The following is a 15,046-nucleotide window of genomic DNA, read 5'->3' as shown; positions in this document are numbered from 1 at the left end:
TCGGCTTTTTTAGTCTTTCCCTCAAGCCTGGTTAATGTCCGTCCTGGAACAACAGATCCATCAGATTGTCGGTGTTCATGCTCTCGCCGCTCAGCTTACGCAGCAGCATTTCGCTTGCCAGCGTCTGAAGCGAGAAGACGATATCCGGCTGAACGCGTTTAATCTTGTTCAAGTTTTTATCGGAATTGACCAGCGCCAGGATCTTCGCCTCGGGGCTGACCACCTCTTTAGCAGCCAGCACAATAAAGGCATTATCCGAATCATCATTGCGCAGCACCAGGATATAGCGGGCTTTATCCGCCCCGGCTTCGCGCAGCGTTTTGTCAGATGAAGGATCGTCCATCAGCACGTCCGCTTCCGGCGGATAATCGTGCGTCACCTCCGGTGGAATAATGACGGTGACCGTTTCATCCTTTGCTGTGAGTCCGTTATAAACGCTCAGCGCCAGCGGTGTCGCGCCGATGATAATGATGTGATTTTTACGCATGGCGTGTGAAATTCTTCCTTTGATAATGCGTTTCAGATTGCCACCAATCATCGGGCCAATAATGGCACTGATCGACGTGGCAAACACGGTAATGCCGAGAATAATGATGGAGACGGTGAACAGGCGGGCAGAAGGCGTCACCGGTACAATATCGCCAAAGCCCACTGTGGACATGCTGACCGTCGAGAAATAGAGCGCCGTGGACAGTTCGTTAATGACCGGGTGAAACTCATCACCCAGATAGAGCGCGCCACAAAGCGAATAAACCAGCAGAGACGCAAAGCTTATCAACGCAAACAGCGTACCGGCAGCAAGGCTGGACTGATTGAAATCCCGCCAGAACCACAGCAGAAAGAAGCAGTTGAGCAGCGAGAGATAGCCGATGCGGTGATCCCCGGTTGGGAGCAGAAAATTGAACAGCACTACCGCTACCAGCAAAATTAATGAAAATGACCAGGCCACGCGCGCGCGTAAAAACAGGCCAATGCTCATCAGGACAATCGCAATACCGAGCACCACCTGCGGCAGCGTCAGAAGCCCGAGAGTAGAAATCAGCTCCTTCCAGCCCGGGAACTCCCCCATAGCCTCGGGAACGAGATGGTAAAGCTCCAGCAAGACCGGTTTAAGAAACAGACCGCCGATAATGAGCGTCAGGAAGCCAATCCAGCGATGGGGCAAGAAGACCGATTTGAAAAGGGTGAGCTGTTTAGAAAATGCTTTCATAACATCCCTATTTTTGCACGGCCCCAGGAGCTCACGACGCCTGGGGCACGGAGTTAACTTTCCAGGTTGAGAACAACGTTACGCTTAAACAGCAGCCGCATCACGAGATAATAAACAATCCCTATGCCCAACCAGCTGATGCCGAGGATTTTTGCCTCGGCGTCCATTTCGTAAATCACAAAGCCGATAATACAAAAACCAATCAGTGGAAAGAGGAGATGCATCACCAGGTTACGTGATTTCTGAAGAATAACGTAGTGATTGATGACCGCCACATGCAGCACCAGAAAGCCCATCAGGGCACCAAAGTTGACCAGACGGCTCAGGTTATCAATATCCCCGTTAAACCACAGGCCAGAGGCCAGCGAGATGACCGCAACAAACAGCGTACTGACATAGGGTGTTTTCAGGCGTGGATGAACTTTGGCCAGCAGCGCCGGCAGCTGTTTATCACGGGCCATGGCAAACAGGATGCGTGACACGGCAGCCTGAGCGACCAGTGCATTTGCAATCCCCCAGGAGATGACGGTCGACCACATAGTGACATATTTGAGCCACTGCCCTCCGGCGGTGTTAGCCGCATCGTAGAAGGCGGTATCCAGGCTTGAGAATGTCATGCCTTGCGACAGGTCTGCGGCAATCCATGTCTGGAGAATAAACAGTGAGCCGACAAGAATCAGTGCGACAAGAGAGGCTTTGCCAACCGTATCCGCACCATCCTTTGTCTCTTCTGACAGCGTAGAAATACCGTCAAATCCGAGGAAAGAGAGCACGGCAATGGACACCGCGCCCATGACCAGCGGCAGACTGAACTTCTGCGGATTATAGAGCGGGTCCAGCGTTAAATGTCCTGCACCTGCGCCGGAATAAAGGGCGATCAGACCCAGTACTACGAACACTGCCAGCACGATAATTTCGGCTACCAGAATCGTGTTGTTGGCTTTAGCGGTAAACGTTATCCCTCGCAGGTTGATGAGGCTATTAATCGCGATAAAGCCCACAATCCATACCCAGGTCGGTACGCCGGGAACCATAGGCGCCAGGGCCGCAGCGCTGACGATATAAAGCAGGGAGGGGACAAGAATATAATCGAGCAGGATCAGCCAGCCGGCGAAAAAGCCGACCATCGGATGAATACCACGCTGGGCGTAGGCATACACGGAGCCGGAAACCGGAAAGGCCCGTGACATCGACCAGTAGCTCATGGCGGTAAAAAACATGGCCACCATACCGATGAGATAGGCGAGGGCGACCATTCCTTTAGCACCGTCCCAGACGTAACCGAAGACGCCAAAGGGAGCGATAGGCACCATAAAAATCATGCCATAAATGAGCAGATCCTTAAAAGTCAGCACCCGGTGCAGCTCTTGCTTATAGCCAAATTGTTCTACGCTCATTCTTCCACCCCGGCTACGGACAACCCGAGCTGGACGGCAACGGTTTTAGGTAAGGCGAAACGGCAGGTTTTAAGCGGGTCAACGACCTGGCAAATCTGCAGGTCGCCGGTAATACTCATGACGCTAATCGCTTCTGCAAGCGACAGGTCTGAATTGTCCGCAATAAAATGTGCCATGTTGCGGGTTGCCATCGCTGCGGCGTCGTCCAGCGTCAGGGCGGAAGCCAGCGTGAACAGCGTGTGGTCATTTTCCAGCATTGGCAGCGGTAAAGTGCGGTTTTTAACGACCTCTAGTTTTACGGTGACCTCGCCGGGGATTTCCAGTCCGCAAACTGAGACTTCGCCATCTCCCATCGCTGCGTGAAGGTCCCCAAGGGCAAACAACGCGCCGGGTACATTCACCGGCAGCCAGAGGGTGCTGCCAGCAACAATTTCTTTGCAATCCATGTTGCCGCCGTGGCTATCTGGTGTTCCACAGGAAATGGGCTCACCAGCAGGCGCAACGCCGATAACGCCGATCATTGGCCGCAGGGGCACCTCAATGCCACCAGTCAGTCGTGCTTTGCCATTGGCGACGGGAATAATCGAAACCTGCGGAGCGTGTAGCTCATCGCCAATTACGCCAAGGCCCGGGGCGGTGACCATGACGGCGTGCTCGCGGGTAAAGCTGATCTGCTTGATAGTCACGCGCAGCACGTCACCTGGCTGTGCATCCTCAACGAAGACCGGGCCGGTGGCAGGATTAATACGCTGCCAGTCGAGTGCCTGAAACACGGTGTCTTCGGCGGTGATTTGGTCGGAAAAACAGTCGCAGGTTTCAAATACGACCTCATTTCCACTTTTTACCGTTGCTACGGGTTGGTTATCCCGGGACATAGCGTAGATAACCTGTTCGTTGCTTATTCTTATCATTATTTTCCCTGTCTGCTGTTATTGTTGTTTCTTTTACTTCTCCTTTTTGAAAAAGGAGTGAGCCATTAATCTTACGGTTACCCCAATCAAAAGCAAATGCGTTCGTGCGGCGATACAACCGGATTGTTTAATTTGGTTTTTTAATTTTCTAAACTTAAGCGCGACAGAGGGATCGCAGGAATTGAGAACGAAATATGGACGAAATATCGGTCTGAAGAATATGCAGAGCAACATGACTCAATCTGCAACCCAAATAGTCCACCCTCAACTTGTCGTAAGATGAGCACAGTGTCCCTGTAAAGGTTTTGTGGAGCTTCTGATTTGGGTAGAAAGCTGAACGAGCTATGCGCTATCCGGTTGCACCGGCAGCACCTAACTGTGGGCGATCCCGTGCTTGTTCAGGGGGCTCTGACCATTGTCAGTTTGGCGAGAAATTCCGCTAAAACCATCTCTTTTCGTATTAATTAATAGGCTGGTTAGTATTATTTAAAAGTACAAATTTATTGTTTCGATTGCTTTTTGTTTATTTTTAATAAAAGTGACGACATTCAAATTATGCTACTTATCACGAAAAATTTAATATTCAGGCTGTTTTTCGCTATTCGGACAATTAATCGTGCGGTGTGTCACAACTTAATAGATGTAAGACAGAATTAGTTTGGCTCAGCAACATGAATTCTCTATGTTCCAGATTCATTCAGTGAATAATTGAACCGAAAAATAAACCCCGGGGATTAATGTTCTCTGAAATTAATTTGCTCCGGCATAGATAAGGGGTCATAGATGAATGAATTAATTAGTGCAATAAACGGTGTGATATGGAGTCCGGCGCTCATCTTTTTATGTCTGGCTGTCGGACTTTACTTCACGTTACGCAGTCGGTTCCTCCAGTTGCGCCACATCAGAAGTATGATTCGTCTTATTTTTCAAGGGAAAGCTACTGATGCTGGTGTCTCCTCATTTCAGGCTTTGACCATGACTCTGGCGGGTCGGGTGGGGACGGGAAACATTGCTGGTGTCGCAACAGCCATTACTTTTGGTGGGCCAGGGGCATTATTCTGGATGTGGATCGTCGCTTTTTTTGGCGCCAGTTCGGCTTTCGCTGAATCCACGCTTGGGCAGGTTTATAAAGAAAAAATCAATGGTGAATATCGTGGGGGCCCCGCCTTTTATATAGAAAAAGGGCTGGGTATGAAATGGTATGCATGGATATTTGCAGTCGTTACTATTTTTTCCTGCGGTATCCTTTTACCGGGCGTGCAGGCTAATTCTGTCGGTGCAGCACTCAATACTGCCTTTGGTATCAGCCCCAATGTCACCGCTGCGCTGTTAGCATTGCTGCTCGGATTTATTATTTTTGGTGGCATACGCAGAATAGCCAGCTTCACCAGCATGGTCGTTCCATTTATGGCGCTTGGCTATATTATTGTTGCCTGCGTTATTATTGCTATAAATATTGATAAACTCCCCGGCGTTATTCTCCTGATCTGGAAAAGTGCTTTTGGTCTTGAAGCAGGGTTTGGCGCCATTCTGGGACAGGCCATTATGTGGGGGGTTAAAAGAGGGGTCTATTCCAACGAAGCGGCTCAGGGGACAGCACCGCATGCCTCATCAGCCGCCGCGGTAAGCCATCCGGCTAAACAGGGACTGGTCCAGGCGTTTTCGGTGTATATCGATACTCTTTTTGTCTGCTCGGCCACTGGATTTATGCTGCTGATAACAGGACTTTATAATGTCCAGGGCGTCGAAGGTGAGGCTATTTATACGGGGATTGCGGGGGTGGCAGCAGGGCCTGGCTATGTTCAGACGGCAATGGAAAGCATGATGCCTGGGTTTGGTAACGCCTTTGTTGCCATTGCGCTCTTCTTCTTCGCCTTCACGACCATCATTGCTTATTACTACATTGCGGAAACCAACATTGCCTTCATCAACCGGAAGATCAATCGCCCCTGGCTGACGTTTCTACTCAAGCTTTGCCTCATGGGCGCGACGGTATACGGAACGGTTCGAACGGCAGATCTTGCATGGGGACTGGGGGACATGGGCGTGGGCATGATGGCCTGGCTCAACATCATTGCCATCGTGTTGTTACGCAAAACCGCTTTTACCTGCCTGAAGGACTATGAAAAGCAGAGTGCGGAAGGCATTGACCCAGTGTTCGATCCGGCTAATCTGGATATAAAAAATGCAGATTACTGGTACGATCGTCACGAAGGAAAGGAGGCGGGATCTAAAGGGCTGGATGAGGTTTCTTCTGTGACCAGGTAGCTCTTAATGAAGAGCAGCCTCAGGGCCTGGGTCAGACGTTATAATGCTCCCAGGTCCTTATTAATGATTACGGATATGTGTCACCCCGGCAGGCCTCTCCGACTTTTGAATGATGCTTAAATGATGCTGTTAAATTAGTACGCCTCAAATGAAGAAACGGCTTTCGAGTTTATTTGCTCATGATAGCGTTGTTGGTTAGAAAGTCTCACTCTCCATTCCCCTATTCAGCGCCCTCAATACACCTCATTCACTGCTTGCCTTACGCTCTGTTCAACAAGAAGGATTCCGCCCAGGTTGTTGTTGATATGTTAATTTTATGTTTCGTCCATTCAGATGCTCGCCAATCGAAGACTCTTTTCGTAAACCTACGATAAATCGTGGGGAATCCTCCAGGAGCTCCTTTGTGCAGATCAAAATTCTAAAAAACTGACTTTAGTCATGTTTTTCATCAGTGATTTTAACGTTTTAAAAAATTAAGGTTGCTGTATTATTAATTTTATTAATTTAAATTTAAACATCAAAGCTCTGGTGGAAAAATGGAATTTTACTTAGGGCCTATACCCATTGTTGATATCAATAGCAATAACTGAATATTTGTTCTAAATATCAATGAATTGACGTGTGTTTATATTGATTCAATTTCCCGTTTATTTATTTTAAATATTAAAAATTGCTCCTTTATTGATCGAATTTTTAAGATTAATTATAAATAAAATATATTTTATTAAAAAACAGATTTCATGTAATTTTATATTAAAAACATAGTGTTACATTGTCTTCTGGATTTTGTTAAGGTGGTGCTACAAGTTATTCACAAATAATCATTTTTAATCACCCACTTTTTATACTAATTTAAAATGTATATTCGGATGGGTTGCGGCTAAGAAAGGGGTAGGACTGGCTACGAAATGCTGCTTTTGCGGTGAATATCGAAAGATATAACCACCATCACCGCTATGTGTGGGTTTTTTTTACCCGAAAACCGAGTGCGGTAACTGCAAGGGAATATATACATAATGGAAACTATTGACCTTAAGCATCTCAGAATTGTTCATACATTAGTCCAGTATCGCAGCGTGATTAAAACTGCCGAGGTACTGGAGGTTTCACCTGCGACAGTGAGTTACGCAATCAACAAAATAAGAGGAGTGGTAGGATCTCATCTTTTTATTCGTACCAAAAAAGGGATGATTCCGGATTCGATTGCAAGAGATCTCAGTGCAAGATATATGAGCATGCTCAAGGAAGAAACGCCGAGCGAAAGTGAAGTAACAGATCAACCCAGAACGCAACTGACGATAAGAAGTAATGCTCTGATAGAGCTAATGCAGTCATTAAGTTCGAACAATAAAAAAAATAAATGCAAGACTATCTATCTTCCGCAGTCTAAGAGTAGTGAGGAAAGGATTTATAGCTTGAAAAATAAAAGTGTCGATATTGATATTGGCACAAGACTGCCAGAAGATAGCAATATCATGAAAATTAAGATGTTCTCATCGAAAGTTTCACTGCTGGCCAGTGTGAACAATAGAAACATGTCAGATGAGCACGCGAGAAGTCTTTGGAATATAAAAGAAAATCTGTTAATGTCGGCTGATACAATGGATTACTTTTGCAACAATATCGAGTCATCGATACAAACAAAAGAATATCTCGAAAAAGGAAATGCTTCTCTGACCTCTGCAAATTCGCTGAATTTGATAGCGTTCTGTGCCTACAGCGACTCCGTCATGCTAATCCCCGACTTTTTTGTGGAAAAATTAAAGAGTTTTTTCCCGGTGGTGGCTTATCCGTTACCGGATAAGTTAGAGATTTTTTATGATTGTTATTTGCACTGCAATAGCGAGTTATTTGAAGAAGAGGGAGTGATCGAATCCTTTGGACATATATTTAATGGGAGTGATGATGCCACGCGTTATACATTTCCTGCTTCTCCTAAGGGAGAGATTACTTCATAACAAATTTTTCAAATATTGATCATATCGCTGTGTATTGCACCAGATAAGGACAAGGTGTTTTAAATGAATGAGATAAGTTTAAAGACATTGAAAGTCATTGATGCACTGGTTACTCATAAAAATATCCGGCGTGCTGCGGAATCCGTGAATAAATCGTCGTCATCAATTAATTATTTACTCAAGGAACTACGTAAAACGACCGGTCACAAGCTCTTTATCCGTAGTGGGAGGGGACTGATTCCTGATGAAAATGCTTTCGCATTGCAAGAAAAATATCACAAATTGACTAAGCATCTCTACGATGTCAGTGTAGAGAAACAAAGTATATTTAATCGCGAAGTCGTGATCAGTACTTACTCACTGATTGAATTTTATTTAAGCCAACATTTGTACGCAAGGGACATTGAAAACGGGAAATATCGCATTCAATTTAACTCTCTTTGCTTATCAGATGAGGAAAGAATCTTAAAACTTAGGAATTCGGAAGTAGACATTGATATTGGTTCACAACTGCCGGATGAAAGTGCGATCATCTCTAAGTTTTTTTTTAGCTCAAAGCTGAAAGTGTTTGCGAGTAAAGATAATAATGAAATCGGCGATATACTCACCATCGACGACTGGCATAAATGTGAACACGCAGATTGGTCAAGAGTCGATAACATTGTAGAAAAAGCGTGTGATAATAAAGAAGGGCTAATTGATTTGCTAAAGACAAGAAATATAAAGTATGAAAGTAGCAACTTAATGAACATAATAGTACGCTGTGCCCAAAGTAACATGATAATTGCACTTCCTGAAGTGTTTGAGAATATGCTTAAGAATATTTTTCCTTTGCAATCATACGATATGCCGGGATCATGTAATTTTAACTTAAGTTGCTATGTACACTATCATCGTTCTCTGGCTAACGATGAAGGGGTTGCCGATATCCTTAATATCCTTTGTGATCAACAAAATTAACTACAGCAATAAATTATGGCAAGTGGTTTCATTGGTAGGCCACTTGTTTTTTTCGAAAAGAGTACAATTCCCCTGGCCCTCATTTACTTATCACTGGCATCTTTAATGGATACAGTTAGTTCATCCTTACGGAGCAGTTCGATGAGAAAAAATGGCATATTGAGCGACCATGATTGTTCATTAGCGTCGGCATAGTAAGTCACACTTGTATTATTAAACGTCAAATCAATTGCCTGTTTGCCGTTCGTTAACGAGCGTACTGCTCCAGAGATTGTCAAATAGCCCGCATTGCTTCCAATATGGAATGCTGCTGTCTTCCAGCGCACCGGAGCATGTGCCGGATATCTTTGGGCATTGTGAAATTTAAACGTTTCGTCATGGTTTAAAATACTCTTGCGGACCGTTGGCCAGAGCACTTTTTTCAAGAACTGCTGATCGGTGAACCGTTCTGCGCCCTTATAGCCGGTGATAAACTGATGCATCAATGTTCGGACATCTTTAAATACGCCGTTACAGCCTCCCCATAATCCCGCCAACATCAGGTCTGTATGGGTGAAATAATCCCGCATATGGTGGAACCAAAAATTCGAATCGAGCCATTCAGCGACAGCTGCAGCCTCTTTTTCTGAAATCAGTGAGTCGGCATCCCTGACGATGAAGCGTGTAATGGAAGGATCATCCATGACTAAAAAACGCCACATCGTGGGAGGGATTCCTTCATCTTCAGACATATCAATAAGTTGAACATTCTGCGTGCGTAACCTGTCAATAACGTGATCGGGTACGCTGTTATTGAAATAGACCCGGCACGTCCAGTCTGGATAGAGGTCTTTTGCAACCTCCACATTTTTCACCAGCGTTTCAGTATATTTTGGATTCGCACCATAGAGGCTAAATGCAATGACATTTTTATCTTGCTGCGTCGCAACAAATTTTGGTGGTGACATCTGTATAGCAGGGTAGACAGGGCCATCACGATACCCGGCATCAGCAAGAGTGAGTGATAAGTTGCCGAAAAACGCCAGCTCCTCTTCTTTACCTAACCAGCCACAAACTTCAGCAAGACCGTCTAACCAGTTGCCAGGATGTGCTGATACATCGATTTTCTTATATAAATTCAAGTAAATATCATACGACTGCTGATAATCACCGTTTCTCATGCAGGCTAATCCATAATCAGCCAGGACATGACTGTTGTCCGGCATAATGGCTAACACCTTTTCACAATAGTCTTTTGCCGCAGGATAATCTGCCAGCTGCATTGCCCTTTTGAACCCAGCAGAAAACACATTGATCTTTTTTTGCATCGCAGAAAGGGAATATTTTCGATTTAATGTTGTCATCCCGACGATTCACCTTAGTTCAAGTTATTAATTGTTTGCGAGAGTGTTCCGTATCATCAAATTCAGAATGCATTTTTTTCAATAATTTCAGGCAAGTTGCAATTCTTGCATTGTTCTTTTCTGAACGATGGTGGTGTGCATAACATTCTGATCTTAAATCATTTTCAAATGGGAGATCGAATGTTCTTACCGGCAAAATCTCCATGTAGAACTCTGCCATATACCCCGGAATGAGCAACAGAAAATCAGACATTGCGCATAAAAATAGCGAGTTCAGTGAAGAGTCAGAGGTAACATGGAAATCAATATTTTTTATCTCATCGATGTTCCCTGCATTACCGATATGCTTATAGATCTCTTCATGGCTTTTCATCCATCGTATGTATTTGCTTTTGTTCCAGTCATCCATCGTAAAGGTATCTTTGATGGTTGAATGGTTCTTGCTTACCAGCACCTGATAGTTGGATGAAAATAACTTTGTCGAGATTATCGACGGATCATAAGGAAGGACGCTGCCAATATCAATGTCGATATGATGTTTACGAATACGTAGGATTCTTTCTTTATCTTCATATTTATTGCTTATGAAATTGAGACAGATATGATTCATGCTCTCTTCTTTCAATGCAATACAAGAAAACCAAAGTTCCAGAAATGTATAAGTGCTGAGAGTGATGTTTTGTTCTATCTCTGTGCTGGTCTGGTCAGATGAGAAGGCCATCCCATCTCTGATAAGCTCCATTGCTTTAATATAGCGGTTGTTTAATTCCAGAGCCATTGTCGTTGGAACAATACCATTCTTAGAACGAGAGAATAGCGGATTATCGGTCGCTTTCCTTATTTTATTTATGGCGTAGGTAACAGAGGATGGTGAAATTTCCAATAAATTCGCAGCTTCTGTAACGCTACGGCATTTTATAACCGAGCTTAATATTTGCAAGGCATTCAAATCAAAGTCTTTAAGCATTGTCGTTACCATTGTTTTTAAATTTATATTTCATTCCTGAAATGCATTCAAAAATTCATGGACGATCCTTTTTATAATAGTCATCATCATCCTTAAGCAAGAGATATTCGCGTGAAATTTGTCCTGCTAACTTTATCTACTCTATACATCAGAGATGTTATGACTAGCATATAATAACAAATAGGGAATTTTAAAAAGTAAACATCAGCCAAAGTGTAGGATGTGGACAGCCGAGAAATACATAGATTGAATGTTCTGTTTATCGTTTTATATTCCATTGCCAAACAACATTCTGGTGAGAGTCTTTTGTATAACATCATTAAAATCATATAGTTATGAAAAGTCCTTTGGTGATGTTTATTTTTTAAAAACAGTAACCAGCAAAAAATAATATAGACAAAACAGGCGGTTTTGCGAAGTATTAGAACAGGAATTAGCAGTTGCAACCTGGTGGGATGATCAAACGCATTATGTACCTATTTCAGGGTGTCAGTGGGTCAGGTTTCACTTGTGCGTGAATGGAATAATGTAGAAAAGGGTGCTTTCAATGGAAAATGTAAAAGATGAGTCCGGCACAACTAAAGAACTGGGCGCAACAACAATAGATGATACCCTGTTAATGTCATTAACTTATATCTGCGAAAAATATGGTTTAAGGGTTTCAAGAGAATCATTGGTTGCGGGTTTGCCGGTTGGTCGTTTTATCACTTCGGGTCTGTCTCTACATGCCTTGCAAAATGTTGGTTTGGTAGCTGGTTTGGTCGAGAGGCATATTAGCGCAATTCCATTACAGTTAGCTCCCATCATTCTCTTACGGAAAAATAATGAAGGGGGATGCATTCTTCTTGGAAAGCAAAAAGGCAAAAAAGCAAAAGAAACTGTCTACCAGGTCGTTCTTCCGGAATTAGGCAATGATGCCGTCTCATTAACGGAAGAGGAATTGCTGGCGATTTATTCGGGCTATGCCATTCTTGTTAAACCAAAAGTTAAAGCTGAGATTCGCCATGGTGACTTAAATGAACCGGTACCGGCCGGCCACTGGTTGTTAAGTACGTTATGGCGTTACCGTCGCTATTATCGTAGTGCGGCATACGGCACTATTCTTATCAATATACTGGCGCTTGCCAGCGTATTCTTTACGATGAATGTCTATGACCGGGTCGTCCCCAACCAGGCTTTTGTGACGCTATGGACGTTAGCGATAGGGACAGGCATTGCGATGATGTTTGAGGCCGTTTCACGCTATACGCGTGCTCACCTTCTGGACATCGCAGGTAAAAAAGCTGACATCGTACTTGGGACGTTACTTTTCAAACAGATGCTCTCTATAAAAATGGAGCATAAACCCACCTCATCAGGTTCGTTCGCAAACCAACTCAGAGAGTATGAATCCGTACGCGACTTCGCCGCCTCTGCAACGTTGTCCGCCATCGCTGATATCCCCTTCGTACTGCTGTTTATCGGCGTCATCTTCTTCATTGGCGGGATGCTTGGATTTATCCCCCTGATCATGCTGCCGATTATTTTATCAATCAGTCTGGCCATTCAATGGCCGCTGGCAAAAACCATGAAGGAGAATTTACGTGAGTCTTCCCTGAAGCAGGGCGTATTGATCGAGTCCATTGAAGGGCTGGAGACGTTAAAAGCAGTGGGCGGAGAGTCGCATATGCAAAGACGCTGGGAAAACTTCAGCGCGCTGTCGGCACACACCTCCATGAAATCTAAAAGGTTAGCAAGCCTCGCTACCGGTGCGTTTGCATTTTTCCAGCAGGTGCAAACGGTGATGATTGTGGTCTCCGGGGTGTATTTGATCAGTGATGGGAAACTCACCCAGGGTGCATTGATCGGTACCGTGATGTTGGCCAGCCGCGCCACTGCACCCTTAGGGCAGATTGTTGGTCTTGCCGTACGCTTCCAGCAAGCCAAGGCAGCGCTTGATTCGTTGAATAAACTTATGATCTTGCCTGTCGATCGTAACAAGGAGCTGCAGTATATCGCCGAGCCTGAACTCACCGGACAGCTGACGTTAAAAGATGTCTGTTTTGGCTACCCTGCACCCCCAATGCAGCCTATTTACCCGGTTTTAAAGAATATTAATTTCACCACCCGCACAGGGGAAAATATTGCCATCCTGGGGAAAATAGGGAGCGGCAAATCAACGCTGCTAAGGGTTATGGCGCGTTTATATACCGCAACGTCTGGACAGATCTTCTGCGATGGCCTGGATGTATCGCAGATTGATCCCGCAGACTGGCGCAAGCATGTTGGCTTCGTGGGGCAGGACTCCCGTTTATTCTTCGGTTCGCTGCGGGAAAACGTCATGATCGGCAAACCTTCAGCGACCACGAATGAGTTTTTACGCGTCCTTAAAATGACAGGTCTTGATCAGATTGCGGCGAAACATCCATTGGGTATTAACTTGCCGATTGGTGAGATGGGGGAGGGATTGTCAGGCGGACAACGCCAGCTGGTTTCACTTGCTCGCAGCCTTCTGGCCCGGCCTTCCTTACTACTGCTGGATGAACCGACCAGCTCAATGGATGCCCAGACGGAATCACAATTCATTGCGCGATTAAAAAATGCGACTAAAGGGCAAACATTAATTGTCGTGACGCACAGGCCTTCTCTGCTGGCACTGGTTGATCGAATCATTATCGTTGATGACGGCAAGATCGTTGCCGATGGTCCTAAGGCTGAAGTTTTAGCTTCTCTTTCAAAAACTCAACCTGCGAGCGCTCCCAAAAAGCCTGAGCCGGTCAGGAAAGTCAAACAAATGGATGAGGCTTAATGATGTTTAATATATTTAAAAAGAAAAAAACATCTGAGGAAGTGACTGCGGAAGATGCAGTTTTTATGAATGATGTTAAGGAATCTTTGCTGGCACAGAAAACACCAGGCTCAAAAATTATTTTGCAGTTAATCGCTCTGTTGGTCGTTATCGGTTTTGTTTGGGCGAAGTATTCAAAGGTAGAAGAGATAACACAGGGCGACGCTAAAATTATCGCTAAATCTCGCGAGCAGGTCATTCAGAGTCTCGAGGGCGGGATTTTATCCCGCATGGAAGTAAAAGAAGGCGATACGGTTGTAAAAGGTCAGGTGCTGGTACAACTTGATCCCACTCGCTCAGATTCAAATTATAAAGAGACGTTATCAAAAGTTGATGGCTTGAAAGCAGCTATCGAGCGTTTGAGTGCTGAGGCATATAATAAACCATTGGTTTTTTCGCCTTCAATTACAGACGAGGAAATTATCCAAAATGAGACCGATGCCTATAACTCGCGAAAGAAAGATTTACAGGCAAGTGTCGATGCGCTGGAGCATAGCTATAATCTGACGATGAAAGAAATTAACCTCGCAGCCCCACTTGTTAAAAGAGGTTTAATGTCTGAGGTTGAACTTCTGCGTACTCGTCGCCAGGCAACGGATTTACGTTCTCAGATAGTTGAACGACAGAATAAATTCCGTGCTGATGCGAATTCGCAGCTTTCCAGTATGCAGCTAGAATTGTCTCAGGCCGAAGAGTCACTGGTTGGAAAGAAAGATGTCTTAACCAGAACTATTATTCGTGCACCTACTCGCGGCACCATTAAAGATATTAACTTCAATACCGTTGGCGGCGTTATTCAGCCCGGTGAGCATATTCTGAGCCTGATCCCCCTTGCCGATCAGCTATTAGTCGAAGCTAAAATCAGGCCCGCTGATGTCGCTTTCTTGCGTCCTGGACTTGAGGCGACAGTAAAAATCACAGCTTATGACTTCAGTATCTATGGTGGTTTACATGGCAAGATACAGCAAATAAGTCCCGACACCTTAACGGATAAAGATAAAGAAGCAACGGGTAAACCTGACAGTACCTATTACAAGGTCATGATCCTTACTGACGATAGCAATTTACATGCCGGGAATAAAAAACTGCCGATTATTCCGGGTATGGTCGCAAGAGTAGAGATTAAAACCGGAGAAAAAACGATTCTTGATTATATTCTTAAGCCAATATTAAAGGTCAAAGAGGCGTTCAGAGAACGTTAATAA

The 15,046-nt window shown here is 44.7% G+C and carries 10 protein-coding genes; 5 read left to right on the top strand and 5 right to left on the bottom strand.

Annotation, left to right across the window (positions count from 1 at the left end; translation table 11 throughout):
- Positions 1-31: 31 nt before the first annotated feature.
- From kch to HYQ67_RS06310, 3 genes are read right to left on the bottom strand one after another with little or no spacing between them, the layout of a single operon-like run.
- Positions 32-1,210: a voltage-gated potassium channel protein gene (kch, locus tag HYQ67_RS06320; protein WP_202302477.1), complete on the bottom strand. Its 1,179-nt coding sequence runs from the start codon at positions 1,208-1,210 to the stop codon at positions 32-34.
- Positions 1,211-1,263: 53 nt separating this feature from the next.
- Positions 1,264-2,607 carry an APC family permease gene (locus HYQ67_RS06315; protein WP_202302475.1) on the bottom strand — a complete coding sequence of 448 codons (1,344 nt, stop codon included), beginning with the start codon at positions 2,605-2,607 and terminating at the stop codon, positions 1,264-1,266.
- Positions 2,604-3,518, bottom strand: a complete 915-nt coding sequence (locus tag HYQ67_RS06310; RefSeq protein WP_237391128.1) for an acetamidase/formamidase family protein — start codon at positions 3,516-3,518, stop codon at positions 2,604-2,606. The genes HYQ67_RS06315 and HYQ67_RS06310 overlap by 4 nt, the downstream gene beginning before the upstream one ends.
- 783 nt (positions 3,519-4,301) lie before the next feature.
- Here HYQ67_RS06310 and HYQ67_RS06305 point away from each other — a divergent pair.
- From HYQ67_RS06305 to HYQ67_RS06295, 3 genes are all read left to right on the top strand, one after another.
- Complete coding sequence (locus HYQ67_RS06305; RefSeq protein WP_202302473.1) at positions 4,302-5,786, top strand: alanine/glycine:cation symporter family protein; 1,485 nt, start codon at positions 4,302-4,304, stop codon at positions 5,784-5,786.
- A 1,016-nt stretch (positions 5,787-6,802) separates the two neighbouring features.
- Positions 6,803-7,744: a helix-turn-helix domain-containing protein gene (locus tag HYQ67_RS06300; protein WP_202302471.1), complete on the top strand. Its 942-nt coding sequence runs from the start codon at positions 6,803-6,805 to the stop codon at positions 7,742-7,744.
- A 63-nt stretch (positions 7,745-7,807) separates the two neighbouring features.
- Entirely contained in the window at positions 7,808-8,704 is an 897-nt protein-coding gene (locus HYQ67_RS06295; RefSeq protein ID WP_202302469.1) for a LysR family transcriptional regulator, read from the top strand.
- A gap of 83 nt (positions 8,705-8,787) precedes the next feature.
- On the opposite strand, the gene HYQ67_RS06290 is transcribed toward HYQ67_RS06295, so the two are convergent.
- Both HYQ67_RS06290 and HYQ67_RS06285 read right to left on the bottom strand, forming a co-directional pair.
- Positions 8,788-10,047: a tetratricopeptide repeat protein gene (locus tag HYQ67_RS06290; RefSeq protein ID WP_237391127.1), complete on the bottom strand. Its 1,260-nt coding sequence runs from the start codon at positions 10,045-10,047 to the stop codon at positions 8,788-8,790.
- A 19-nt stretch (positions 10,048-10,066) separates the two neighbouring features.
- The gene (locus HYQ67_RS06285) at positions 10,067-11,014 is read right to left on the bottom strand and encodes a LysR family transcriptional regulator (RefSeq protein WP_202302467.1); all 948 of its coding nucleotides are present in this window, start codon (positions 11,012-11,014) and stop codon (positions 10,067-10,069) included.
- Between the two features lie 547 nt (positions 11,015-11,561).
- On the opposite strand from HYQ67_RS06285, the gene HYQ67_RS06280 reads away from it, so the two are divergent.
- Positions 11,562-13,802: a type I secretion system permease/ATPase gene (locus HYQ67_RS06280; protein ID WP_202302465.1), complete on the top strand. Its 2,241-nt coding sequence runs from the start codon at positions 11,562-11,564 to the stop codon at positions 13,800-13,802.
- On the top strand, positions 13,802-15,043 hold the full coding sequence (locus HYQ67_RS06275; RefSeq protein WP_348519208.1) for an HlyD family type I secretion periplasmic adaptor subunit: 1,242 nt from the start codon (positions 13,802-13,804) through the stop codon (positions 15,041-15,043). Before HYQ67_RS06280 ends, HYQ67_RS06275 begins: the two co-directional genes overlap by 1 nt.
- The last annotated feature ends 3 nt before the right edge of the window (positions 15,044-15,046 follow it).

Origin of the sequence: Dryocola clanedunensis subsp. sulfonylureivorans (genome assembly GCF_016756775.1) — a bacterium.
Classification (GTDB): Bacteria; Pseudomonadota; Gammaproteobacteria; order Enterobacterales; family Enterobacteriaceae; genus Dryocola; species Dryocola clanedunensis.
Note: the sequence above shows the minus strand (reverse complement) of the source record. Positions and strands in the feature narration are given on the sequence as shown.